23 protein-coding genes are annotated in these 23,474 nt (G+C 57.5%); 20 read left to right on the forward strand and 3 right to left on the reverse strand.

All coding sequences use genetic code 11. The annotated features are described in order from the left end of the window. Position 1: 1 nt before the first annotated feature. Positions 2–277: an acylphosphatase gene (locus tag ADS46_RS12250; RefSeq protein WP_066320526.1), complete on the forward strand. Its 276-nt coding sequence runs from the start codon at positions 2–4 to the stop codon at positions 275–277. Here the strand turns inward: ADS46_RS12250 and ADS46_RS12255 are convergent. Beyond that, the gene (locus ADS46_RS12255) at positions 274–1,215 is read right to left on the reverse strand and encodes a D-2-hydroxyacid dehydrogenase (protein ID WP_066320527.1); all 942 of its coding nucleotides are present in this window, start codon (positions 1,213–1,215) and stop codon (positions 274–276) included. The two genes, ADS46_RS12250 and ADS46_RS12255, sit on opposite strands and share 4 nt — an antisense overlap. Before the next feature lie 182 nt (positions 1,216–1,397). Here ADS46_RS12255 and ADS46_RS12260 point away from each other — a divergent pair, with 182 nt between their 5' ends. From ADS46_RS12260 to ADS46_RS12320, 13 genes are all read left to right on the forward strand, one after another. Next, positions 1,398–1,682, forward strand: coding sequence for an FmdB family zinc ribbon protein (locus ADS46_RS12260; RefSeq protein WP_066320528.1), 285 nt, complete (start codon positions 1,398–1,400; stop codon positions 1,680–1,682). Positions 1,683–1,747: 65 nt separating this feature from the next. Further along, a complete protein-coding gene (gene aspS / locus ADS46_RS12265) occupies positions 1,748–3,529 on the forward strand; it encodes an aspartate--tRNA ligase (protein WP_066320530.1) in 1,782 nt (593 codons plus the stop codon). A 74-nt stretch (positions 3,530–3,603) separates the two neighbouring features. Then, positions 3,604–4,158: a crossover junction endodeoxyribonuclease RuvC gene (ruvC, locus tag ADS46_RS12270; protein ID WP_066320531.1), complete on the forward strand. Its 555-nt coding sequence runs from the start codon at positions 3,604–3,606 to the stop codon at positions 4,156–4,158. 78 nt (positions 4,159–4,236) lie between these two features. Beyond that, positions 4,237–4,848, forward strand: a complete 612-nt coding sequence (gene ruvA / locus ADS46_RS12275; RefSeq protein ID WP_066320532.1) for a Holliday junction branch migration protein RuvA — start codon at positions 4,237–4,239, stop codon at positions 4,846–4,848. Between the two features lie 32 nt (positions 4,849–4,880). Continuing rightward, positions 4,881–5,918, forward strand: coding sequence for a Holliday junction branch migration DNA helicase RuvB (ruvB, locus tag ADS46_RS12280; RefSeq protein ID WP_066320533.1), 1,038 nt, complete (start codon positions 4,881–4,883; stop codon positions 5,916–5,918). Continuing rightward, complete coding sequence (gene ybgC, locus ADS46_RS12285; RefSeq protein ID WP_066320534.1) at positions 5,915–6,307, forward strand: tol-pal system-associated acyl-CoA thioesterase; 393 nt, start codon at positions 5,915–5,917, stop codon at positions 6,305–6,307. The genes ruvB and ybgC overlap by 4 nt, the downstream gene beginning before the upstream one ends. Positions 6,308–6,375: 68 nt before the next feature. Next, complete coding sequence (gene tolQ / locus ADS46_RS12290; RefSeq protein WP_234346823.1) at positions 6,376–7,050, forward strand: protein TolQ; 675 nt, start codon at positions 6,376–6,378, stop codon at positions 7,048–7,050. A 12-nt stretch (positions 7,051–7,062) separates the two neighbouring features. After that, the gene (gene tolR, locus ADS46_RS12295; protein ID WP_066320537.1) at positions 7,063–7,500 is read left to right on the forward strand and encodes a protein TolR; all 438 of its coding nucleotides are present in this window, start codon (positions 7,063–7,065) and stop codon (positions 7,498–7,500) included. Between the two features lie 13 nt (positions 7,501–7,513). Then, the gene (gene tolA, locus ADS46_RS12300) at positions 7,514–8,740 is read left to right on the forward strand and encodes a cell envelope integrity protein TolA (RefSeq protein WP_156524509.1); all 1,227 of its coding nucleotides are present in this window, start codon (positions 7,514–7,516) and stop codon (positions 8,738–8,740) included. Beyond that, on the forward strand, positions 8,740–10,029 hold the full coding sequence (tolB, locus tag ADS46_RS12305) for a Tol-Pal system beta propeller repeat protein TolB (RefSeq protein ID WP_066320542.1): 1,290 nt from the start codon (positions 8,740–8,742) through the stop codon (positions 10,027–10,029). The genes tolA and tolB overlap by 1 nt, the downstream gene beginning before the upstream one ends. A gap of 34 nt (positions 10,030–10,063) precedes the next feature. Beyond that, complete coding sequence (pal, locus tag ADS46_RS12310; RefSeq protein ID WP_066320544.1) at positions 10,064–10,609, forward strand: peptidoglycan-associated lipoprotein Pal; 546 nt, start codon at positions 10,064–10,066, stop codon at positions 10,607–10,609. A 51-nt stretch (positions 10,610–10,660) separates the two neighbouring features. After that, complete coding sequence (ybgF, locus tag ADS46_RS12315; protein ID WP_066320545.1) at positions 10,661–11,452, forward strand: tol-pal system protein YbgF; 792 nt, start codon at positions 10,661–10,663, stop codon at positions 11,450–11,452. A gap of 27 nt (positions 11,453–11,479) precedes the next feature. After that, positions 11,480–12,244, forward strand: coding sequence for a YciK family oxidoreductase (locus ADS46_RS12320; protein ID WP_066320547.1), 765 nt, complete (start codon positions 11,480–11,482; stop codon positions 12,242–12,244). Positions 12,245–12,257: 13 nt separating this feature from the next. Here ADS46_RS12320 and ADS46_RS12325 read toward each other — a convergent pair whose 3' ends face one another. Together ADS46_RS12325 and ubiG are read right to left on the reverse strand one after the other, a co-directional pair. Continuing rightward, entirely contained in the window at positions 12,258–12,926 is a 669-nt protein-coding gene (locus ADS46_RS12325) for an HAD-IA family hydrolase (RefSeq protein WP_066320548.1), read from the reverse strand. Beyond that, the gene (gene ubiG, locus ADS46_RS12330; protein ID WP_066320549.1) at positions 12,926–13,669 is read right to left on the reverse strand and encodes a bifunctional 2-polyprenyl-6-hydroxyphenol methylase/3-demethylubiquinol 3-O-methyltransferase UbiG; all 744 of its coding nucleotides are present in this window, start codon (positions 13,667–13,669) and stop codon (positions 12,926–12,928) included. Before ubiG ends, ADS46_RS12325 begins: the two co-directional genes overlap by 1 nt. Positions 13,670–13,815: 146 nt before the next feature. Between ubiG and galU the strand changes: the two genes are divergently transcribed. Genes galU through msrA form a run of 6 tightly spaced genes read left to right on the forward strand, consistent with a single transcriptional unit; the run spans position 13,816 to position 23,442 of the window. Further along, the gene (galU, locus tag ADS46_RS12335) at positions 13,816–14,706 is read left to right on the forward strand and encodes a UTP--glucose-1-phosphate uridylyltransferase GalU (protein WP_066320550.1); all 891 of its coding nucleotides are present in this window, start codon (positions 13,816–13,818) and stop codon (positions 14,704–14,706) included. A 3-nt stretch (positions 14,707–14,709) separates the two neighbouring features. Beyond that, on the forward strand, positions 14,710–16,002 hold the full coding sequence (locus ADS46_RS12340) for a nucleotide sugar dehydrogenase (protein WP_066320551.1): 1,293 nt from the start codon (positions 14,710–14,712) through the stop codon (positions 16,000–16,002). Between the two features lie 9 nt (positions 16,003–16,011). Then, entirely contained in the window at positions 16,012–16,827 is an 816-nt protein-coding gene (locus ADS46_RS12345; RefSeq protein ID WP_066320552.1) for a hypothetical protein, read from the forward strand. Between the two features lie 53 nt (positions 16,828–16,880). Continuing rightward, complete coding sequence (locus ADS46_RS12350) at positions 16,881–18,740, forward strand: autotransporter assembly complex protein TamA (RefSeq protein ID WP_066320553.1); 1,860 nt, start codon at positions 16,881–16,883, stop codon at positions 18,738–18,740. 9 nt (positions 18,741–18,749) lie between these two features. Next, on the forward strand, positions 18,750–22,793 hold the full coding sequence (locus tag ADS46_RS12355) for a translocation/assembly module TamB domain-containing protein (RefSeq protein WP_234346824.1): 4,044 nt from the start codon (positions 18,750–18,752) through the stop codon (positions 22,791–22,793). A 10-nt stretch (positions 22,794–22,803) separates the two neighbouring features. Beyond that, on the forward strand, positions 22,804–23,442 hold the full coding sequence (gene msrA / locus ADS46_RS12360) for a peptide-methionine (S)-S-oxide reductase MsrA (protein ID WP_066320554.1): 639 nt from the start codon (positions 22,804–22,806) through the stop codon (positions 23,440–23,442). The last annotated feature ends 32 nt before the right edge of the window (positions 23,443–23,474 follow it).

Raw genomic sequence — 23,474 nt, forward strand, 5'->3', positions numbered from 1 at the left:
AATGGCAGATTGTTGTGTACGTGCGTGGGTGACGGGGAAAGTGCAAGGCGTCTGGTTTCGGCGCTCTACCCAACAACAGGCACTGCAGCACCGTTTAACCGGCTATGCAAAAAATTTGCCTGACGGCCGTGTTGAAGTGTTGCTTTGCGGCCGTCCAGAGGATGTGAAAACCGTCAGCGAATGGTTATGGAAAGGTCCCGAAGGAGCGCAGGTGACCCATGTCGAATTTAACGTCCTGGATCAGTGCCACGCTCCGGATCATTTCGCGACTTATTAGCGGCTTGCTTGCCACTGCTGGATGTTCTCAGCGGTCAAGCCGACAATGTTTTGCCTGGCTTCTGGCGTAATCCAGGCGTTATGGGGCGTGACAATCAGGTTGAGTGCTTCATCCAACGCGTCCAGCAGAGGATGTCCTTCGCGGGGCGGCTCATTGGGTAGCACGTCGACGGCAAGCCCGCCGATCTGCCCATCCCTGAGTGCCGAGAGCGCGGCATGTTCGTCGATAACGCCTCCTCGGGCACAGTTAACCAGCAATAACGAAGACTTGGCCCTGGCCAGGCGTGAGGCATTGATCAGGTGACGGGTGGCGTCATTCAGCGGGCAGTGAAGGCTGATAACGTCGGCTTCCGGTAGCAGGTCGTCGAGCGACGCGCGGTTATCGTTCGCTTCATTACCCGGCCGGGCTGCAAAGGTGACGCGCATGCCCAGCGCTTCAGCCAGTCGTGCCACTTCCGAACCCAGTTCGCCCTGGCCTACCATCACCAGGTGCTTGCCCGACAGCTGCATCGTTGGATAATGCTGCAGGCAGAAGAAGTCGCTTTTCTGCCAGGCACCTGCGGCGACATCCCGTTGATAAAGCGGCAGTCGGTTTGCCAATGTCAGCATCAGCATCAAGGTGTGCTGCGACACACTGGCGGTACCATAAGCGGCAACGTTTTTAACCGCTATCCCTCTAGCATGGGCAGTCTCCAGGTCGATATTGTTAAGCCCGGTAGCCAGCACGCAGATCAATTTGAGCGAGGGCAATTGATTGAGTGTCTCCGCATCCAGCACAACTTTATTGACAATGGCGATATCGGCCTTGGCCAGACGCTCACGGGCCTGTTGAGTCGTGCTTTGACCAAACACCTCAAGATGCGATACCGCCTGGCGGATGGCGGTTAAATCGATTTGCGGGCCGAGGCTTTCGGCATCCAGTATCACTGCATTAGGCATTTTCTGACCTCCACTGTCTGCCGGTGGCGTCTAGCCTTGCTCGGCAGGGGGCACAAAAGGGTATAATAAACTGGCGTGAATAATCATCGCCTTGGAATTTATCCCGACGGGCCGCATATTGCAGCTTGGCAGCATTCATGTTGCTGTTTTGTCGGAGTTGAGCTTTATCTGGAGTCATCAACATGCCCATCTATGAATATGAGTGCAAGGCCTGCGGCCATCGCATGGATAAATTGCAAAAAATCAGCGCCGATCCGTTGACGGACTGCCCCGTTTGCGAAAGCGCCAGCCTTTCGCGGCTGGTATCCGCGGCCGGTTTTCGTCTGGCGGGCGGCGGCTGGTACGAGACTGATTTTAAAACCGGCAGCAAAAAGAATTTAGCTGCTGATGCTAAAAGCGCAACGCCGGAGACCGGCGGTCAGAATGGCACCGGTCCGGCGGCCAAGAAAAAAGACACGGCGGCCTAGCCCACGTACCTGGGCCTATCAAGGCCCACCATTATCTTTTGCCACGAAACACAACAGGATGAGACATGCGCAGTCATTATTGCGGCCAGCTAAATGAAACATTGGTAGACCAGACGGTCACCGTATGCGGGTGGGTGCATCGCCGCCGTGACCACGGTGGGGTTATCTTCCTCGATATGCGCGATCGCGACGGCGTCGCTCAGTTCGTCGTGGATCCAGATACCGCCGACGCGTTTGCCAATGCCGACCGTGCTCGCAATGAGTTCGTTCTGCGCATTACCGGGCGGGTTCGTCTGCGCCCCGAGGGCACGCAAAATCCCAACATGCCCACCGGGATGATTGAAGTACTGGCAAAAGATGTCGAAGTGCTTAATACCGCGGTGACGCCGCCTTTCCAGCTCGACGAGCATGGCAAAGTCGGTGAAGAGGTGCGCCTCAAACACCGCTACATCGATTTACGCCGCCCCGATATGATCGACAAGCTGCGGCTGCGTTCGCGTATTTCACACACCGTCCGCGCGTTCCTCGAAAATCAGGGATTTCTGGATATCGAAACCCCGGTTTTGACCCGTGCGACACCCGAAGGCGCGCGCGATTACCTGGTGCCGAGCCGTACCCATGCGGGCAACTTCTTTGCACTGCCGCAGTCGCCGCAGCTCTTCAAGCAGCTGTTGATGGTGGCGGGGTTTGACCGCTACTACCAGATTGCCAAGTGTTTCCGCGACGAAGATCTGCGTGCCGATCGCCAGCCCGAGTTCACGCAAATCGACATCGAGGCCTCGTTCGTTGAAGAAAACGACATCATGGACATTACCGAGTCCATGATTCGCCAGCTCTTCCAGGAAGTGCTGGACGTCGAGCTGGCCGCGTTTCCGCGCATGACGTGGCAGGAAGCCATGGACCGCTTTGGTTCAGACAAACCCGACTTGCGTATCCCCCTTGAGTTGACCAATGTCGATGATCTGATGCAACAGGTTGACTTCAAGGTGTTTTCTGGACCGGCGAATGCGGCAGACGGCCGCGTTGCCGCGTTGAAAGTCCCCGGTGGTGCATCACTGTCGCGCAAGGAAATCGACGAATACACCAAGTTTGTGGGTATCTATGGTGCCAAGGGGCTGGCGTGGATCAAGGTCAACGAACGCGCCAAGGGGCTTGATGGCCTGCAGTCACCGATCGTCAAGTTCATGGAAAACGTGGTTGAGGAACTGCTCGACCGTGTTGACGCCCAAGACGGCGACATTATTTTCTTCGGTGCTGACAAGACGCGTATCGTCAACGAAGCGATCGGCGCATTGCGCGTTAAGCTGGGGGCAGATCTCGACCTCTACACCCAGGCCTGGGCCCCTCTCTGGGTCGTCGACTTCCCGATGTTCGAAGAGGACGATAACGGCCGTCTCAGCCCGCTGCATCATCCCTTTACTGCCCCGTCATGCTCACCTGAAGCACTCAAGGATGACCCGGCGAGCGCACTGTCGCGCGCCTATGACATGGTGCTGAATGGTACCGAGCTTGGCGGCGGCTCGATCCGTATTCATGATCAAACCATGCAGCGCACGGTGTTTGATATCCTGGGAATTGGCCAGGAAGAGGCCCAGGAGAAGTTTGGCTTCCTGCTGGACGCCCTCCAGTACGGTGCGCCGCCTCACGGTGGTTTGGCCTTCGGTCTGGACCGCCTGGTGATGCTGATGGCCGGTGCCAAGACCATCCGCGAAGTGATCGCGTTCCCGAAAACCCAAAGCGCTGCCTGTTTGATGACCGACGCCCCGGGGGAAGTCAGCTCAGAGCAGCTTAAAGACCTAAATATCCGTTTGCGTCAGAAAGCCAAAGCGGATACCACGGCCGAATAAGCGCTCTTTATATATCTCCTTACACCGGCGCCTGGGCGTCGGTGTTTTTGTTTGGACGACCTGAGTGCTGTCATATGCAGACACCTGCCTTATCCAATCCGCTGCGTATCCTGGGCATTGACCCTGGTTCGCGCATTACCGGCTATGGCGTCATTGAGCTGGCAGGACTTGTTCCCCGGTATGTCGCTAGCGGCTGCATTCGCACGGCGGAAGGGCCTTTAGAGCAGCGTTTGGCACAAATCTACGCAGGGCTAGGGGAGGTGGTCGGATTACACCGCCCGGACGCCGTGGCGATAGAGCGCGTCTTCATGGCCAAAAACCCTGATTCAGCGCTCAAGCTCGGTCAGGCAAGAGGCGTGGCGCTGGTCTGTATGGCCAACCATGGTCTGGTGGTCGACGAGTATGCCGCGCGGCAGATCAAACAGGCGGTCACCGGTCAAGGCGGCGCCGACAAGGTGCAGGTGCAGCATATGGTAACGGCTATTCTGCATCTGGTGGCTTCACCACAGGCGGATGCCGCCGATGCCCTGGCCATTGCACTGACCCACGCCTACGCCAGCCAAGGGCCCAAGGCGTTGACCACGCAGGGGAGAGGGCGCCGCCGTTCGACCGGGCGGTGGCGACTCTGATAATCAGCCCCAACCACTGGTCACTTGTACAGAGTGGCTTTATAGTGGCGACTGGTTTGGCTTAGCGCGAGCATAAATATGATTGGACGGCTTCAAGGCCAGTTGATAGAGAAACAGCCGCCATGGATTGTGGTGGATGTACACGGCGTGGGTTACGAGCTGGAAACGTCGATGACAACCCTGGTAGCGCTGCCGCCGGTTGGCGAAAGCGTTTTTATATATACGCACCTCACTATCCGGGACGACGCCCATCTGCTTTATGGATTTGGGCGCGCGCATGAACGTGCCCTGTTTCGCGCCCTGATCAAAGTGAATGGCGTGGGGCCCAAACTGGCCTTGGCCATCTTATCCGGTATGGATGAAGACGCTTTTATGCGCTGCGTACGCGATGATGACAGCAAGGCGCTCACCAAACTCCCAGGCGTGGGTAAAAAAACCGCCGAGCGATTGATCATAGAAATGCGGGATCGCTTCCCTGAGTGGGAAAATGGCCGTGATACCACGCTTCCCCTGGAAGCCGCCAATGGACAGGCTGCCCAATCCCGCAACAGCTTGGCGGACGCCGAGTCGGCACTGGTTAGTCTTGGCTACAAACCGACCGAGGCCACGAAAATGCTGGCCGACCTTGACTGCTCTCTGTCGACCGAGGCCCTCATCAAGGCGGCACTTACCCAGCGCATGAAGGGCTGAACGCGTACAACCACGGACGTAAATGAACGCTTATGCTAGAGCACGATCGACTGATTGCCGCTGAGCCAGAGCAAGGTGAAGGTCGCATCGACCATGCGATTCGCCCCAAACGGCTCCAGGATTATATTGGCCAACCCCGCGTTCGCGAGCAGTTGGAGATTTTTATTGGCGCCGCCCGGCTGCGTGAAGATAGCCTTGACCATACGTTGGTGTTTGGTCCGCCAGGCTTGGGCAAAACCACCCTGGCCAACATTATTGCCACGGAAATGGGCGTAGGACTCAAATCGACGTCGGGCCCGGTGCTCGAGCGTGCCGGTGACCTGGCGGCAATGCTCACCAACCTGGAGCCTGGGGACGTTCTGTTCATCGATGAAATCCACCGCTTGTCGCCCGTCGTCGAGGAAGTCCTGTATCCGGCGATGGAGGATTTTCAGCTCGATATCATGATTGGTGAGGGGCCTGCCGCACGCTCGATCAAGCTGGATTTGCCCCGCTTTACGCTGGTGGGCGCCACGACTCGAGCGGGGTTGCTCACCTCGCCGTTACGCGATCGTTTTGGCATCGTCCAACGGCTCGAGTTTTATAACCTGACCGAGCTGACAGAGATCGTGACCCGTTCAGCCAAGTTGCTTGGCGTTGAAACCCATCATGACGGTGCCGTTGAAATTGCCCGTCGCTCAAGAGGCACCCCGCGAATTGCCAACCGCTTGCTCCGCCGCGTGCGCGACTACGCCGAAATGAAGGGCGATGGCACCGTGGATGCAAGCCTGGCAGACGCAGCGCTGAACATGCTTAATGTGGACCACCATGGACTGGATCATATGGACCGCAGGCTGTTACTGGCCATGATCGATAAATTCGACGGTGGGCCGGTAGGGGTTGATTCGCTGTCAGCCGCCATCGGTGAGGAGCGCGACACCATTGAAGATGTCATCGAGCCGTATTTGATCCAGCAGGGGCTGATGATGCGGACGCCACGCGGGCGCGTCGTCACGCGGCAGGCCTGGTTGCATTTTGAACGCGTTCCTCACGAAGCTTCCATTGAAGCCCAGGGGGAGCAGCGCCCATGAACCCGCCGCTGCGTTTCCCGGTTCGCGTTTACATGGAAGATACAGACGCGGGTGGTATTGTCTACTACGTTAACTACCTGAAGTTTATGGAGCGAGCCCGCAGTGAATGGCTGAGATCCTTGGGGGTCGACCAGCAAACGTTGCTGGACGCAGGCACTCAGCTAGTGGTATATCGCTTGTCCTGTCATTACACCAAGCCTGCACGGCTGGACGATGCGCTTGACGTAAGTGCCGATATCGTCAGCGTTGGCCGCTGCCGGATGACATTTGAGCAGCAGGTATGGCGGGAAAATGAACGTCTTTGCGCCGCCACGGTCGAGATAGCGTGCTTGAATGCGCAGGATCTGCGCCCGATGGCATGGCCGTCTGCGCTCAAATCGCTTATGTAACGAACAATGCGGGCTCCTAACACCACATTTACTGATGATTGATGAGGGCACTTGTGAACGATAATGCCATGTCTATTCCGCACCTGATTATGAATGCCAGCATCGTGGTTCAACTGGTCATGTTGCTGTTAACCGTAGGGTCCATTCTCTCTTGGGTGGTTATTTTTCAACGCGGCATTGCCCTGCGCCGGGCGCAAAAAGAATATACCCAGTTTGAAGAAACGTTCTGGTCGGGCGTTGATTTGAATGAGCTTTACCGGGACATCCCGGCCGACGATCCGCGCCACGGGGCCGAGCACATCTTTCAGGCAGGGTTTCGTGAATTCAATCGCCTGATGCCCAAAACACGCAGTACCGCAACCGTTCTTGAAGGTGTTCAGCGCAGCATGCGCGTCGCCTGGTCACGCGAGGAAGACCGCCTGACCCAACACCTTGTTTTCCTCGCCACGGTGGCTTCAGCCAGCCCCTATATAGGCCTGTTTGGTACCGTGTGGGGCATCATGGGGTCTTTCCAGTCGTTATCCATGACCCAGCAAGCCACGTTGGCGACGGTCGCTCCCTGGATCGCAGAGGCGTTGATCGCCACGGCGATGGGCCTTTTCGCTGCGATACCAGCCGTGATTTTCTACAACCGGCTTTCCAACAACGCCAGTCGTCTGTTGGGCAAGTACGAAGATTTCGCCGAAGAATTCCACGCTATCTTGCACCGCAATCTGCAAGGGCGTGACAGCGCGTCAAGCTAAGGGAGTTACCCCATGCAAGGACCGTTTAAACGTGGCGGGCAGCGTAAGCCCATGGGCGAGATCAACGTTGTCCCTTTTATCGATGTCATGCTGGTGTTGCTGGTCATTTTCATGATTACCGCGCCGATGTTGAATCAGGGCGTGGACGTTGAACTGCCCCAGGTCAGTTCACAGCCAATCGAAAGCCAGGAAGACAACGATCCGATCATTATCTCCATCGACCGCGAAGGACAGTACTACCTCAGTCTTGGAGATGATTCGACCCAGGTCTCTGCCGATGATATCACTCGCCGGGTCAGCGCTATTATAGAGCAGCGGCCTGATACGCCAGTGATGGTGCGTGGCGACCAGAATGTAGCTTATGGCGAAGTGGTCGTGTTGATGAGTAGCCTGCAGCGCTCGGGCGTAGCCAATGTGGGGCTCATTTCTGAGCCGCCACAGAATGAGTAAGGACGCACAGGGCATGGCTGTAAAAAAACCTCGTGATCCTCAAGACATTGGCTACCTATGGCCGGCGGTTTTTGCGATTGCCGTGCACTTGTTGATCGTGCTGTTCTCGTTGATTGAATGGCCAGATAGTGACGCCGAGCCAGATTCATCTTCGATTGTGCAGGCGACCCTGATCAGTACCGAGGCGTTCACCAACCGGGCTCAGCAGGCCAATGATCAGTCAGCTGCCATGGAAGCGGCTGAGGAAGATGCGACAGTAGAAGAACCCGATACATCGGCGGCCGAAGAAGCCGCCGCGGAAGAGCAAGCCGCTGCCGAGCAGGCTGCACGGGAAGCTGCTGAAGCTGCTGCCGCCGAAGAGCAAGCCTTGGAAGCCGCCAGGGCAGAAGCAGAAGCGCAGGCCCAGCGCCTTCAGGAAGCGGCCGAAGCCGAGGCCGAACGTCAGCGTGAAGCTGAAGAGCAACGCCGCCAGGAAGAAGCCGAAGCCGAGGCCCAGCGTCAGCGTGAGGCTGAAGAGCAACGCCGCCAGGAAGAAGCCGAAGCCGAGGCCCAGCGTCAGCGTGAGGCTGAAGAGCAGCGTCGCCAGGAAGAGGCAGAAGCCGAGGCCCAGCGTCAGCGTGAGGCTGAAGAGCAGCGTCGCCAGGAAGAGGCAGAAGCCGAGGCCCAGCGCCAGCAGGAAGCCGAAGAACAGCGTCGCCAGGAAGAGGCAGAAGCCGAGGCTCAGCGCCAGCGGGAAGCCGAAGAACAGCGCCGCCAGGAAGAAGCTCAGGCCGAGGCCGAACGTCAGCGTGAAGCCGAAGAACAACGCCGTCAGGAAGAAGCCGAGGCCGAGGCCCAGCGCCAGCGTGAGGCTGAAGAGCGGCGCCGCCAGGAGGAGGCGGAAGCCGCCATGCAGCGGCAGTTGGAAGGTGAAGCCCAGGCCGCCGCCGAGGCTCAGCAAGCCGAGCAAGCGGCCAATAGCTTCTTGACGATTGTTAAGCGCGCCGTGGAGCAGGCATGGATTATTCCGTCAGGTGCAAGCGACTCGATGAGTGCTACGCTTCAAGTCAGGTTAGGGCCGTCAGGCGAAGTGCTGACCACGTCGGTGGTGTCGTCAAGCGGCGATGGCAACTTTGATCGGTCGGCGATGCAGGCAATCGAACATGCGGCACCGTTCGTCGAACTGCGTGAGCTGCCGACCGGTCAGCAGCGCAATCTACGTCAATTCAATCTGCGATTTACCCCGGGGGATGTTCGCTGATGCACACCATAAGCAAGGTATGGCTATTCTGTCTGTTACTGGCGATGAGTACGGTCGCCAACGCCAATTTGACCATTGAAATTACTCGCGGCAGTGACCAGGCGCTACCCATAGGCGTGGTGCCGTTCGAGGGCTCGGCGGGTATGCCCGAAGACGTCGCTCAAATCATTCATGACAATCTCGATCGCAGCGGTTTTTTTGATCCACTGGATCGCAGCTCGATGTTTGAGCAGCCGAGCAAGGCTGACGATGTTCAATACAGCACCTGGCGCTCATTGGATGTTCGTTATCTGGTGGTTGGCAGGGCCGAACGGACAGACAGCGGCTATCGAATCCAATACGACCTGATGGACATCAGCGGGCAGCGGCGCATGATGAGCGAAACCGTCACGGCCAGTGAAAATGACCTGCGCGGTGCTGCTCACTATATCAGCGACCAGATTTTTGAAGAGATTACCGATATTCGCGGTGCCTTCTCAACGCGAATTGCGTATGTCACCGCCCAAGGAGTTGGCGATAGCACGGACTATGGTCTTTACGTGGCCGATGCAGACGGGCGCAACAGCCAGCAGATTTTAACTTCCGACCAGCCGATCTTGTCGCCTGCCTGGTCACCGGACGGTGGCAAGCTCGCTTATGTATCTTTCGAGAGTGGACGCCCGGAGATCTATATTCAGGAAGTGAGTAGCGGCAATCGTGCGCGGATTACATCGTTTGAGGGGATTAACGGGGCACCAGCATGGTCGCCAAATGGCCGCCGATTGGCCATGTCCCTGTCGAAAGACGGCCAGCCCGATATCTATATCATGGAAATCGCCGATCGTTCGTTAACTCGCGTCACGGATAGCAACAGTATCGATACTGAACCTGCGTGGTCACCGGATGGTCGTCGTCTGGTGTTTACGTCTGACCGTAGCGGTGGGCCGCAAATCTACCAGCAAACGCTTGGTAGCGGTGAAACGGAGCGTATGACCTTCACGGGTAACTACAATGCCCGGGCGCGTTTCTCGCCGGATGGTGAAAACCTGTTTTTGATCCACCGTTCCGACCGTGGTTTCCAGGTCGCTCGTCAGGATATTGAAAGCGGTCGCCTGGTCACCTTGAGTGATTCAACTCAGGATGAATCGCCTAGTGTTGCGCCGAACGGGACCATGGTAATCTTCGCTACCCAACAGGGTAACAATGGGGTGCTGAGTGCCGTTTCTGCCGATGGCCGTTCGTCATTCAGGTTACCCGCCGCTCAAGGTGATGTGCGTGACCCCGCATGGTCACCGTTTTTAAACGAATGAAATCCATTCATGTTTTCAGGCAAGGAGTCTGATTATGCAACTTAAACCCTTGGTTCGCTCATTGGCCGTCGCGCTTTCTATTGCCGTTATCGCAGGCTGTTCAAGCACCGGCGGCACTCAAGACGGTGATTCCTATGGCAGCCAGGATGGCCGCAATGGAAGCGCCAGTAGCACCTCGGGCACCGGAACGAGCGGTCAGTACGGCAGCGGAACCTCAGGCGCTGACCGTAGTCAACAAGCCGACTCGCGTATTCCCGATGTCAGAACCATTTATTTCGATTACGATCGCGACACGATTAAAAGCGAATACGAATCTGTGGTGATGGCCCACGCGCGCTACCTGCGTTCAAATCCGGATGTCAACGTCGTCTTGCACGGGCATACCGATGAACGCGGTACCCGTGAATACAATATGGCCCTCGGCGAGCGACGCGCCAAGGCCGTTGAGCGCTTTTTGAACATTCAAGGCGTTTCGTCTTCGCAGATGAGCGTGGTGAGCTATGGGGAAGAACGGCCTGCCGAGCGTGGCAGCAGCGAAGCGGCGTATTCACAAAACCGTCGCGTTGTGTTCAATTATTGATGACCCGCGTAGTGATTAACGCGCATTAGTACCTGTTATTTTGGAGTCATCATGAATCACAGTCTCAAGCGTTACGTTGAGAGGCTGTGCGGTGCGGGAGCCCTGGTGCTCCCGCTATCCGTATTGCCCCTTGTCAGTGTTGCCCAACAACCCGTTGTCGAAGATCTGTCAGGTTCGGGCGGCGGGTTTTATGAACAAGCCCAAACCCAGGGCGGAGGTGCCAACGGAAGCCTTGCATTATTCAACACGGTGCAGGAGCATCAGCGGGAAATTCAGCGTCTACGGGGTGAAATTGAAGAGCTGCGCCATCAAATGGAGCAACTTCGTCGTCAGTCGCAGGAAAGGTACCTGGATATTGAAGACCGTCTGATGAGCAGTGGCCAAAATCAGATCGAGGAATCAACACCCGAGGTTGAACCGGAAGCCGCTGAAGAAGTGGCCAATGCACCCTCCGTAAGCGACGTCAGTGATGAAGCCAGGCAGGCCTACCAGGATGCATTTGCTCACGTGCAGGAGCGCCGCTTCGGTGAGGCTATCGACGCCTTTGAAGCCTTTGTGGAAGCCTATCCGGATACCAGCCTGACCGCCAATGGCCATTACTGGCTGGGAGAGTTGTATGCCGCGGAAGGCGAACTGGATGCCGCCGAACAAGCATTCACCCGCGTGATTGATAACTATGACGGTAGTAGCAAGGTACCGGATGCGTTGTACAAGCTTGGCTTGGTCAAGGCCCGGCAGGGCGAAGCGGAAGAAAGTCGTGCGCTGCTTGAAAAAGTGCAGGATGATTACCCACAAAGCAGTGCGGCGGGGCTGGCCGATGACTTTCTTCGCCAGAGCAGTTGATGACAAAAGCCGCCAGGAGGGTCTGCGATGACATGTAAAATTGATTATCAGCCAGCACCCGATTTGCTCCGTGACCGTGTTGTGCTGGTCACTGGGGCAGGTGACGGTATAGGTCGTGCGGCGGCACTCAGCTACGCCCGCCACGGTGCGACGGTAATCCTGCTTGGCCGCACCATTGCCAAGCTAGAGCGTGTGTACGATGAAATAGAGGCGGATGGTGGCCCCCAGCCGGCCATTTTCCCGCTCAATTTTGAGGGCGCGACGCTCAAGGATTTTCACGATATGGCCGACACCCTAGAAAAGGAGTTCGGGTGTCTGGATGGTCTGCTGCACAATGCCGGTCTACTGGGTCGGATTACCCCTTTTGCGCAGTATGATGCCACGCTCTGGGAGCAGGTCATGCAGGTCAATATCAACGGCCCCATCTGGATGACCCAGGCGCTATTGCCGTTGTTGCAGCGCTCCAATGATGCGTCGGTCATCTTTACTTCTTCCAGTGTCGGGCGCAAAGGCCGTGCCTACTGGGGGGCCTACGCCGTGTCTAAATTTGCCACAGAAGGCTTTGTGGAAGTATTGGCCGACGAGCTGGATAACGAGCCCCACCTGCGCATCAACACCCTTAACCCAGGCGCTACCCGGACGCAAATGCGGCGTAATGCTTATCCCGGTGAAGACCCCGCCAACTTGCGCACGCCTGACGACATTATGCCCACCTATCTGTGGTTGATGGGCCCCGACAGTGCGGGCACCCACGGTCAGAAAATCGATGCGCAACCACCCCGGCAGACTTGACGTTTAAGGCTTTTCAAGCGATGTCAGGCAGCGCATCGACCAGCTCGGCACACTGCTGATACCAGCAGTGTGCCGGCCACCGACGATAATCATCGTCTTCCGCGATATACCCGTAGCCCACCGCCACCGCGGTCATACCGGCTGCCCGGGCAGCTTGCATATCCCTCAGATGATCGCCAACGTACCAGCAGTGCTGGGGATTGACACCTAATTGTCGAGCGGCCTCGAGCAGGGGCAAGGGGTCGGGTTTCTTGGCAGTCAGATCATCTGCACAAAGCAGAGCACCGGGGGCCAGCGCCAGGGCTTCAAGCAATGGCGTGGTATAACGCCGGGGCTTGTTAGTGACAATCCCCCAAGGGCGCGCCTGTTGGTGCCAGGCATCTAACCATTGGTCCAGCGGTGAAAATACCTGACTGTGAACCGCAACCGAGGCTTCATAGGCGTCCAGCAAAAACTGACGAGCCTCCGCCTGATGCGTGACGCTAAGGTCATCGCCCAGTGCCAGGCTCACCAAGGCGTTACCGCCGTTTGAAACCTGGGTACGAATGGTGGCGAACGGCAACGGTGCCAAGCCGTGGTGTTGACGCAACGCATTGGTAGCGACGGCTAAGTCCGGTGCGGTATCCACCAGGGTGCCGTCCAGGTCAAACAGTACGGCGCAAGGCGATGAGCAGACAGGCATTACGCATGCACCTTACGGCAGTACATCATGTAATTGACCGAAACATCGTTTTCAACCAACCGATAGCGTCGGGTCAGGGGGTTGTAGGTCAGGCCGATCTGTTCGCGCACTTCCAGGCCGCTCTGTCGATTCCAGCCTGCCATTTCGGAGGGGCGGATGAATTTCGCATAGTCATGCGTTCCCCGAGGCAGCAGCTTCAGCACATACTCGGCACCTAGAATGGCAAAGGCGTACGCCTTCGGCGTGCGGTTAAGGGTAGAGAAAAACACATAGCCACCCTGTCTCACCAAGGCCGCACAAGCACGCACCACCGACGCCGGGTCCGGAACGTGCTCCAACATTTCCATGCAGGTGACGACGTCATACTGGCCTGCCTGTTCATCTGCCAGTGCTTCCACGCTGATGTTGCGGTAGTCAACCGTCACGCCTTGCTCTTCCGCATGCAGGCGGGCGACTCCCAATGGTGCTTCACCCAGGTCAATACCGGTCACCTTTGCACCACGTCGCGCCATGGCTTCGCTTAAAATGCCGCCGCCGCAGCCAACATCCAGCACTTTCTTGCCCGCCAGCCCGGCCCTGGCATCGATAAAGTCGAGTCGTAAGGGATTTATATCGTGCAGGGGTTTAAATTCACTCTGCGGATCCCACCAGCGACTGGCAAGTGCTTCAAATTTCGCCACTTCGGCGTTATCAACATTGCCTTGATATTGGTGAGCAGTGCTATCCTTTGGTGTCGCTGACATGTTTTGACTCCATCAACAGTGAGCAAGCATGGGAAAGACCGTGGCCTGATACTTGCAGTCTAACGGCGAACTGGAAACCCACCGCGCGTTCAGTATGATAGGCATTCTAACCACTCCTGAGCCGGAACGCATGAAAAGGACCTCTTATGATTCGTAAGGCCGTACTGCCTGTTGCGGGGTTTGGTACCCGCTGCTTGCCCGCTTCCAAAGCCATTCCCAAGGAAATGATCACCATTGTGGACCGGCCGGTCATTCAATACGTGGTCGAAGAGGCGATTGCGGCGGGTATTCGCGATATCGTGTTTGTCACCAGCAGTAACAAGGGCGCCATCGAAAACCATTTCGACACCCATGCTGAATTGGAAGCGAGCCTGGAAGCAAAGGGCAAACACGATCTCTTGGCCTCGCTCAGGGCAATGGTGCCTGATGATGTCAATATCATCAGTGTTCGCCAGGGTGAGCCCCTGGGGCTTGGGCATGCCATTCTTTGCGCACGGCCAATTATTGGTGACGACGAGCCCTTTGCAGTGCTTTTGCCGGATGTGTTGGTAGACAACAGCGACACGTCGCGCAGTGATCTGCAAGGGATGCTCGAGGCCTACGGGCAGCACGCCACCGCGCAACTGATGGTCGAGGAAGTCAACTGGGAGCTTGTGGAAAAATACGGCATTGTCGCCCCTGCAGGTGAGGTGCCAGCTCCCTCATGCTCTGCTGACCTGCTCGGCATGGTTGAAAAGCCTGCGCGTGACCAGGCACCCTCGAACCTGGCGGTCATCGGCCGTTATGCCTTGCCCGCCGCGATTTTTCCTATACTTGCCAAGACACCGCCCGGTGCGGGGGGCGAAATTCAGCTCACCGACGCTATTGAAACGCTGCGTGAGCAGCAGGGCGTTCAGGCCTACCGTATGCGGGGGACGACGTACGATTGCGGACAACCTCTGGGCTACCTGGAGGCGACGCTGGCCTATGCTCGCAGGCACCCTGACTTGGGTGATGATTTTAAAGCGCTGCTCGCACGCTATCATCAGGGAGGATAAACGATGCGGGTGCTCCTGTACGGCAGTGAATTAAGCACCGCAACCGCGGCGGCTGCGCTGTCCTCCGTGGGCCATGTGGTGACATGGCTTCCCCATGGGGATACTCCATGGTCGACGCTTTTCAACGAGAACTGGCTACGCCGCGAACCACACCTCGTTGAACAGATACAACAGTCTCTGGAGACTGGCGCTTTAACGGTTATTGCCCAGCCGGAAGCAAAGCTGGCTGTGGATGTGTTGTGGTTAGCGCTTTCACCGTCACAGCGCGAATCGGCAGCCGGTTTGCTCCAGCACCCCGCGTTGACGTGGCAGACAGGGAGCGTGCTGGTCAATAACTCGACCTTTCCGGTCGGTGAAACCGAACGCTTACAGCACCTGACGGGGGAATGCGCTCTGGGTGTTGCCTTGCCAGATACGCTGGAAGAGGGACGCGCCTGGGAGTCGTTTACACGCCCTGGTCGTTGGCTGTTGGGTTGTGATGATTCACTGGCCGAGCAAAAGCTACGCGAGTTACTGAGAGCCTTCAACCGACGCCGTGATGCTTTTCAGGTGATGCCCACGCGTGCCGCTGAGTTAACCAAGCTGGCCATCAACGGCATGCTGGCCACGCGCATCAGTTACATGAATGAAATTGCCGGGTTGGCGGATACCCTGGGCGTTGATGTGGAACATGTCCGGCAGGGAATGGGGGGCGATTCACGTATCGGGTACGAATACCTTTATCCAGGATGCGGCTTTGGCGGGCCAAGCTTCTCGCGGGATTTGATGAGGCTTGCCGACGTGCAGGTTGCCAGCGGGCGGCAATCAGCCTTGCTCGAGCACGTGCTCGATATCAACGAACAGAAGAAAGAGACGCTATTTCGCAAGCTTTGGTCCTACTACAGCGGAGCGCTTGAAGGGAAGACGATTGCCATTTGGGGCGCCGCCTTTAAACCCGGTACCGCCCGGATTGACCATGCGCCGGTGCTGACGTTGCTGGACGCACTTTGGGCGCAGGGGGTTCACGTCCAGCTTCACGACCCCGCGGCTACGCCTGCTTTGAAGGCGGCTGTGGGTCCAAGGAATGATTTGGTTACCTTTGTCGATAACCCGTACGATGCCTGTGAAGGTGCTAATGCGTTAATGTTGGTAACAGAATGGAAAACCTACTGGAATCCCGACTGGCAACGCTTGGCTTCACAGCTTGGCGATAAGCTGATACTGGACGGCAGGAATATTTATGACCCTGAATTTGTGGCCAGCTGTGGCTTAAAGTATCGAGGAATAGGTCGGCGCGCCGATCCAACGTCGTTGTGAGGAAATTGCATGTCCGATAGAGCCCCATCTTCGCGCATTGTACCGGATGCCGATCAGAGTATTGCATCTCAGCATGTCAAACACCGTAAGGGGCCGTCGCTATGGCCGCTCTGGCTGTGCATGTTTGTGTTAATTGGTCTATTGGTGGCAGCCGCGATAGGGCTGTACCTGGAGCGCGAGCGGCTTCAGGAGGAGTTGCAGCGTGTCAGTGGCGAGGTATCAAACATGCACGCCCGTCTGGACTCAGGTGACAGTGATGTACAAGATACGTTAACCTTTGTCCAAGCTCAGATGAGCACCTTGTTTCAAGAACAGGAACAATTGTCGGTCGCGCTAACGGATACTCGGAATGAGCTTTACGATGTACTCACCGAGAACGAAGGCACTATTGCCAGTGACACGATTGATCCGTTGCTTGAGCGTCTGGAGGACCAGCGTGAGCGGGCGGCTCTTCGCGATAGCCAACTTGCCGCCATCCAAGCATCGCTGGATGCGTTGGAAGAAGCCGGAACATCGGGACGTAGGTCGCTAGCCGAGGAAATCGCTCATGTAGAGTCTCAAAGCCAAGAGGCGCTTGAAGCACTGGAAACGTCAGTTGCCGACCTGGCAAATGATATTGACGAACGCCTCAACGCCCGCGACGCCGAGCGACAAGAACAGTGGTCACGCTTTGAGGCCTCACTAAGCGAGCTTGAGGGTGAAAGGAGCGACAACGAAGCACTAGAGAGCCAATTGTCACAGCGACTGGACGAGCTGGAAAATGATGTACGCCAAGTTCGCCAAGCGCAACTGGCATTCAGTGCACAGCTTGAAATGTTGCGTTGATTGACACGACTGGCTGAAAGGCAGCACGCCGATGATCAGGTTAGGAAAAATGTATGGGAAGACAACGGCAATGGCTTTCAGCAACAGTCATCGCAAACCTCGTAACCTTGCCGCTAGGAGTGGCGGCATCCGCCGCATGGGCACTAGACGCCACCCTTGAAGGCGTGGAGGGCGAGGTGGCGGGCAACATCCGCGCCTATCTGCAGAATATCGAAGAAGACGAATACACCGAAACCCGTCTGGAGGGTGAGATCCGTCAACGCACCCAACAGGCAATGCGCGTTTACGGCTATTACGAACCCGATATTTCCATTGATCTTCCTGCCGAAGGGAGACCTCGCCTGACTATCGAGCCAGGGCCTCAGGTCACCATCGAAACACTGGATATCAATATCCTCGGAGACGCCGCTCAGGATAAGCCATTCAAAGAGGCGCTAGAGGGATTCCCCTTGAAAGAGGGCGATACCCTGCGTCATGCGCCCTGGGACCGGCTGCGGGGAGAGTTTTCCGGCTTGGCCATTGAACGTGGCTATTTTGACTGGGGGTTCACGGATCGCCGGATGGAGGTGCGTCCCTACTTGCAAAGTGCCCGGCTGTATATGGATTTTGACAGTGGCCCGCGTTACCGGTTTGGCGAAACGCTGATCACCGGCAGCCACATTCAACCCGAGCGTCTGCAGCAGATGCGCACTTATGAGGAAGATGAGCCCTATTTGGCTGAGTCCCTGGCGCGCTTCAACCAACGGCTCGCCGAGACCGGCTGGTTTAGCTCCGTATCCGTCAAACCGCGCCTGGAAACGGCTCAAGAACTGACACTCGCCCCGCCTGGCGGTGGTGACCCCTGGTGGGTATCGGCGACCGAATCACAACCGAAGCGCCCAAGAATTACCAGTGCGGCACTTGCCAGCGCGCTGAGCACGCAGCAGTCCGACGACGATACAGCCTTGCCCATCGATGTCAGCGTGGAGCCTGCCAACCGACACCAGTTTGAAACAGGCATAGGTTTCGCCACTGACGTGGGGCCACGGTTACGGTTCGGCTGGGACCAGCCGTGGATTAACCGCTATGGACATAGCCTGGATCACGATCTCTACCTGTCAGCGCCCGAGCAGCGCTTTACCGGCGTCTACGACGTTCCCCTTGAGGACCCGCTGCGTGACAGCTATCGCCTGCAATACGGTGTCCGCAACGTCGATGACGGCGATACCGACTCGCTGGAAGGTACCGTGGAAATCGCTCGGCGCTGGGAGTTCGACAATGACTGGGTACAGTCGCTGTATTTTCGAACTACCTATGAGGATTTCAACCAAGGGGGAGAGGCCGATCAAGTGTGGTTATTCTACCCCGGTATTCAATGGTCACGCACGCGCACCCGGCCTCAGCGCTTTCCTCTGTGGGGCGATCGACAGCAGTTTTCGGTGGAGTACTCTGACCCGGCATGGGGATCGGACGCCAAGTTCTTACGCTTCACGGGTGATACCGAATGGATTCGTACCTACGGCGACGATAACCGCTTTTTGGCACGCGTCAGTGTCGGGACCATCGAAACCCAAGATTTCGATAAGGTTCCCCCGTCGCTGCGGTTCTTTGCCGGTGGTGATAGCAGCGTACGCGGTTATTCCTACGAAGGACTCTCGCCTCGTAACGACGAAGGTAAACTGCGCGGTGGCCAGCAAAAACTCACCTCCAGCCTCGAATACCAGCGCCGTGTCACCGGTGCATGGTGGGGAGCCGCCTTTGTCGATGCCGGGGATGCCTTTGACAACTGGGGCCCCGCTGATCTGAAAAAAAGTGCGGGTTTAGGGGTGAGGTGGGTCTCCCCGGTGGGCCCTGTTCGCTTTGATGTGGCGCATCCGTTTGACGACGCCGACGATAGCTGGCGGTTGCACTTTTCGATTGGACCCGAATTCTAGGAGAGCGATGTGCCTCAAGCTACCCAAACGCCCGCGACTGGTCGTCGAGCGCTGACACGTCGCTTCCGCCTGTGGTTGTTGTGTTGGAGTACCCTGCGACTGTTGTTGCTGCTTCCGCTATGGTTGATTGGCGCTGTGGTTTTATTGTTGGGAGTGGCGCTTTCGCCGTGGGGAACCGGCGTATTGCTATCCCAGGGCCAGGACCGAGGCTGGTTCAGCGTTGAAGAACACGTGGGCGGTGTGCTCGATGAGTTCCAGCTTAGCGGTTTTCGGCTCGACGCAGCCGGTGCAGAAGTTCGGATTGACGAGCTTGAACTTGCCTGGGCGGATGACTGCGTCCTGTCCGGCAAGCTGTGTCTGGATACGTTACGCCTGGAAGGTGCCGATATCCGCCTGTCTGGCGGCAGTGGTGAAGAAACGCCTGCAGAGGCGGGAGGCTCAGAGGGGGCATCCCCATTCAGTTTTCCCTTTCCTGTCGAGCTCAGGGAACTGGTGCTGGACGATGTTGCCCTGCAACTACCCGATGGTACCCGGTTCGCCTGGACCTCTTTTCGCACCTCGGTAAAGGCAAGCGCGGGACGTGTCGATATTGCCCCGACGCACTGGGAAAACCCTCGGCTTTATTTGCCGCCGTCAGCGGGGGAGCGCCTGGCACCAGCAGAGGGCGAGGCAGGATTAACCGCCGCGACCATTGATGCCACCATCGCGTTACAAAATCCGCCTGCTGAAACGCCCGGTGCCGCGGCCAGTGATGAGACGGTTTCAGACCCTTCTCCCATCGAACTGCCCGAAGTGAGTCTGCCTGTCGATATCCGGCTTGCCACGCTGACGGTTGACGATATCGAAGTCACGGGGCGCTTTCGCTATCTCGTCGAACGGTTGAGTCTCGGGGTGGAAACCCGAGGAAGTGACGTCGTGATCGAGCATTTCGAGGTGGCGTCTGCCGATGCGACGTTAAACCTGGCGGGTAATGTTGCACTACGTGACGACTATCCGCTGGAATTACGGGCTGAAACCACGCTGTTTCTGGAGGAGCCGTTACCGGCACTGAATGGTCAGTCTCTTACGCTTGATTTGACGGGTAACCTGAGCGAGTTGACGGCACAGCTTGACGCCCAAGGAGCCATTACCGCGGCACTGGAAGGCCAGGTGAATGCCCTGGACCCGGCGCTTCCATTTCAGGCGCGTCTGCAAAGTGACGAACTGACATGGCCGCTGCCTGAAACCAATGCAGCGCTTGACGAAGAAGAAGCACCGTCAAGCGAAGGGTTCATTATCGACGATCTTGACCTGGAGGTCAGCGGCAACCTCGACGCTTATCAACTTCAGCTGGGCCTGAAGGCGCAAGGCCCGGGGCTGCCCGAAACCGACGTCGCAGTGAACGGCCAAGGCGACATGGCACATTTCATTTGGCAGCCGTTGACGCTGGTCGCAGGCGATAGCCAGTTGACAAGCGAAGGCCGTGTCGACTGGACCTCCCCGCTGACGGTGGATGCCCAGGTAGGGCTCGAGCAATTTGATCCGGCCTTGTTTGTCGACCAGTTAGAAGGCGATATCGATGGCGAGCTCGCTTTCACCCTTCGTCAGCAGGGCACACGTTGGCTGGTCGATGTACCGAACTTGAGCTTGAACGGCGACCTGCGTGACTATCCATTGCAGTTGGATGCTGCTTTTGATGCCAACAGTGACTTGCAGGCCAACATTGAGCGCTTGCGCTTTCGTCAGGGAGAAAACCGCTTGTCGGCGAGCGGTTCGGTACAGCCTGACGAACTCGCCGTGGACGCCGATATTGATTTGCGCGAGCTGCAAACGCTTTCCCCTGATCTTGCTGGCACGATCCGCGGCGACATTGAAGCTCGGGGTAGTCTGGAACAGCCCCAGCTTCAGGCAACGCTCAACGGCGAAGCGCTAAGGTTTGCGCAAAATCGCATCGAGCAGTTACGCCTGAACGCCAATGTGGAAGGGCTGGAGGACCCGCAACTGGACGTTTCACTGGGTCTCGAGAACCTGGTTGCCGGTGGTCAGACACTCGCCGCGGCAAATCTGACCTTGGATGGACGGCTGTCATCGCATCAACTGGATATCAATGTGGATGGTCAGCCGGACGGCGCCTTGGAACGTGTTGTGCTCACTCTCAACGGCCAGTTGGACCAGACGGCTCAGCGCTACCAGGCGCGTCTCACACCGCTGGAAATCGACACCGGGGGAGGCGATATCCGACTGGAAGCTCCGCTTGATGTCGTTTTCGACCTTGCCAGCAGTGAGGCCCGTTTGGCGCCGTTTTGTCTGGTTCGCGAGCAGGGTGGCCGGGTATGCGCTGACCGGCCAATGGTTGCATCACCTGACCAGGGGCAGGCGGCGCTTAGCGTGCGTGATATTCCTATCGAAGCGCTGGAACCCTGGTTACCTGAAGAGTGGCAGGTCGAGGGTGATACCACCGCGGACCTGGCCGCTCAATGGAGCCAGGGCGGCCAGCGTTGGCAAGCCGATGCCGAGGTGCTTGGTGAACTGGCGGTCACAGCGGTCAATGATTATGGCCAGCCCGTCGAGCTGCCTCGCATCTCGTTGGATACTCAGGTATCCGCTACCCAGGCCGAGGCGGATGGCAGGGTGCTGCTATCGCTTGAAGAGGCGGGGGATATCGAACTGGCGCTGTCGGTCCTGGACCCACTCGGCGCAGGTGAGCTGTCCGGCTCGCTTGAAGCCAATGGCGTATCACTGGCCCCGTATCAGCCCATGGTGGTATCCCTTGAGCAGCTTGCGGGGGATTTGAATGGCCGCATCGATATTTCTGGCACCACCACCCAGCCGGACTTGCAGGGCGAGCTTGCGCTACTTGGCATCCAGGTGAATGGCCCTGATATTCCTGTGGATGTACAGGATGGCGAGGTCACCATAAGGTTCGACGGCGAAGAAGGGACGATTGATGGGTTCCTGGCAGCCGAGCGAGGCCAGCTTGATATTGAAGGAAATGCCCGTTGGCCAGCGGATGACGACTGGCGAGTGGGCGTAGACCTCAACGCAACCCAATCGCCGATACTGGTGGTATTGCCGCAGTTTGGGCGTTTGGAAGCCGCGCCGGATATTCGTGTACGCGTCACCCCCGAACGGTTACAGGTTCGCGGCAACGTCGACCTGCCATGGGGTCGCCTGGAAGTGGGAGACTTGCCGTCGTCCGCCATCTCACCCAGCCCTGACGAAGTGATTATCACCGAGCGCCAGGATCGGCAGGCGGCAGAGGAGGCACGCCGCCAGGCAGAACGTGGCGAAGACGGCCCCAGTGCAGCGGATGAGCTAGCCAGTGAGGGCATGGAGTTGGATGTTTTAATTACCCTGACGTTAGGTCGCGACATGAGGATTACAGCCTATGGGCTGGAATCTCGGCTGGGAGGCACATTAGAAATTCGTCAGGATAGCGGTTCGCTACAGCTATTTGGCGAGGTCAACCTGGTCGACGGCCGTTTTCAGGCATTTGGCCAGGACCTGCTCATTCGCCGGGGGCAGTTGTTATTCAGCGGCCCACCTGGGCTGCCCGTTCTCGACTTTGAGGCCATACGCAACCCGGAGGTGACCCAGGACGATGTCATTGCCGGTCTCCGAGTGACGGGTAACGCCGAACAGCCGAATATTGCCATTTTTTCCGAGCCCGCCATGAATGAGAGCCGTGCGCTTTCCTATATATTGAGAGGGCGCGCCCCTGAGGACTCAGGCGGCGGTGTCGACAGCGCGTTGACCACCGCGCTGATTGGCATGTCGCTGGGCCGCACGGGTGGGGCGGTTGGCTCTATCGGTGAGGCCTTTGGCATCGATGATTTGACACTGGATACGGCAGGTTCCGGTGAAGATAGTCAGGTGGCATTGAGTGGGCAGCTGACTGACGATATCCGGATCAGTTACGGGGTGGGAATTTTTTCCCCCATTGCAGAACTAACGTTACGCTACACTTTGTGGCGCAACCTTTATGTGCAGGCAGTTTCCGGGGCCAACCAGGCAGTGGACCTGATCTACACCTTCAGCCGCTCTGGTAACCCAACCATTTTCGATCAGCAATGAGGTAAGCAGCATGTCTATATTTGACACCCATAATGCCACTCGCCAGGCGGAGCCCGCTCTGCCGGGTCGTGAGGCACCCATTGCGACCAGTGATCATCATGCCGTTAACGGTCATCCACTGCACCCGCCTTTTCCCCCAGAGACTGAGGAACTGGTTGTCGGCATGGGCTGTTTCTGGGGCGTGGAGCGCCTTTTCTGGGATCTGCCCGGGGTCTATGTGACGGCGGCAGGTTATGCCGGTGGGCAAACGCCCAACCCGACTTATGAAGAAACCTGCACGGGGCGGACCGGCCATACCGAGGCCGTACGAATTATTTACGACCCGAGCCAGGTATCACTGGCGACCCTGCTGAATATTTTCTGGGAGCAGCACGACCCCACCCAAAAAAATCGCCAGGGTAATGACGTAGGCTCTCAGTATCGCTCAGCGATTTATACGACGACAGCGGCGCAGCATCAGGCAGCCGAAGAAAGTGCCAAGGTGTTTCAGGAGGCGCTCCACGCCGCAGGAAAAGGCGATATCACTACTGAAATCAAGCCGCTGGACGCTTTTTATTATGCCGAGGCGTATCATCAGCAATACCTATACAAAAATCCCAATGGCTATTGCGGTATTAAGGGAACAGGCGTCAGCTGCCCTATAGGGTAAGGGGCTGGCTGTTACTATCGCCCGCAGCATCC

Source organism: Halomonas sp. G11 (assembly GCF_001663515.1).
GTDB lineage: Bacteria > Pseudomonadota > Gammaproteobacteria > Pseudomonadales > Halomonadaceae > Vreelandella.

What these genes read in the sequence shown, in the direction of transcription:
- ruvA (WP_066320532.1), top strand. Translation starts at nt 4,237, where the DNA reads ATGATTGGACGGCTTCAAGGCCAGTTGATAGAGAAACAGCCGCCATGG.
- ADS46_RS12350 (WP_066320553.1), top strand. Translation starts at nt 16,881, where the DNA reads ATGGGAAGACAACGGCAATGGCTTTCAGCAACAGTCATCGCAAACCTC.
- tolA (WP_156524509.1), top strand. Translation starts at nt 7,514, where the DNA reads ATGGCTGTAAAAAAACCTCGTGATCCTCAAGACATTGGCTACCTATGG.
- ruvC (WP_066320531.1), top strand. Translation starts at nt 3,604, where the DNA reads ATGCAGACACCTGCCTTATCCAATCCGCTGCGTATCCTGGGCATTGAC.
- tolB (WP_066320542.1), top strand. Translation starts at nt 8,740, where the DNA reads ATGCACACCATAAGCAAGGTATGGCTATTCTGTCTGTTACTGGCGATG.
- tolR (WP_066320537.1), top strand. Translation starts at nt 7,063, where the DNA reads ATGCAAGGACCGTTTAAACGTGGCGGGCAGCGTAAGCCCATGGGCGAG.
- ADS46_RS12325 (WP_066320548.1), bottom strand. Translation starts at nt 12,926, where the DNA reads ATGCCTGTCTGCTCATCGCCTTGCGCCGTACTGTTTGACCTGGACGGC.
- ruvB (WP_066320533.1), top strand. Translation starts at nt 4,881, where the DNA reads ATGCTAGAGCACGATCGACTGATTGCCGCTGAGCCAGAGCAAGGTGAA.
- ybgC (WP_066320534.1), top strand. Translation starts at nt 5,915, where the DNA reads ATGAACCCGCCGCTGCGTTTCCCGGTTCGCGTTTACATGGAAGATACA.
- ybgF (WP_066320545.1), top strand. Translation starts at nt 10,661, where the DNA reads ATGAATCACAGTCTCAAGCGTTACGTTGAGAGGCTGTGCGGTGCGGGA.
- msrA (WP_066320554.1), top strand. Translation starts at nt 22,804, where the DNA reads ATGTCTATATTTGACACCCATAATGCCACTCGCCAGGCGGAGCCCGCT.
- ubiG (WP_066320549.1), bottom strand. Translation starts at nt 13,669, where the DNA reads ATGTCAGCGACACCAAAGGATAGCACTGCTCACCAATATCAAGGCAAT.
- ADS46_RS12260 (WP_066320528.1), top strand. Translation starts at nt 1,398, where the DNA reads ATGCCCATCTATGAATATGAGTGCAAGGCCTGCGGCCATCGCATGGAT.
- ADS46_RS12340 (WP_066320551.1), top strand. Translation starts at nt 14,710, where the DNA reads ATGCGGGTGCTCCTGTACGGCAGTGAATTAAGCACCGCAACCGCGGCG.
- ADS46_RS12255 (WP_066320527.1), bottom strand. Translation starts at nt 1,215, where the DNA reads ATGCCTAATGCAGTGATACTGGATGCCGAAAGCCTCGGCCCGCAAATC.
- ADS46_RS12320 (WP_066320547.1), top strand. Translation starts at nt 11,480, where the DNA reads ATGACATGTAAAATTGATTATCAGCCAGCACCCGATTTGCTCCGTGAC.
- aspS (WP_066320530.1), top strand. Translation starts at nt 1,748, where the DNA reads ATGCGCAGTCATTATTGCGGCCAGCTAAATGAAACATTGGTAGACCAG.
- tolQ (WP_234346823.1), top strand. Translation starts at nt 6,376, where the DNA reads ATGTCTATTCCGCACCTGATTATGAATGCCAGCATCGTGGTTCAACTG.
- ADS46_RS12250 (WP_066320526.1), top strand. Translation starts at nt 2, where the DNA reads ATGGCAGATTGTTGTGTACGTGCGTGGGTGACGGGGAAAGTGCAAGGC.
- pal (WP_066320544.1), top strand. Translation starts at nt 10,064, where the DNA reads ATGCAACTTAAACCCTTGGTTCGCTCATTGGCCGTCGCGCTTTCTATT.
- galU (WP_066320550.1), top strand. Translation starts at nt 13,816, where the DNA reads ATGATTCGTAAGGCCGTACTGCCTGTTGCGGGGTTTGGTACCCGCTGC.
- ADS46_RS12345 (WP_066320552.1), top strand. Translation starts at nt 16,012, where the DNA reads ATGTCCGATAGAGCCCCATCTTCGCGCATTGTACCGGATGCCGATCAG.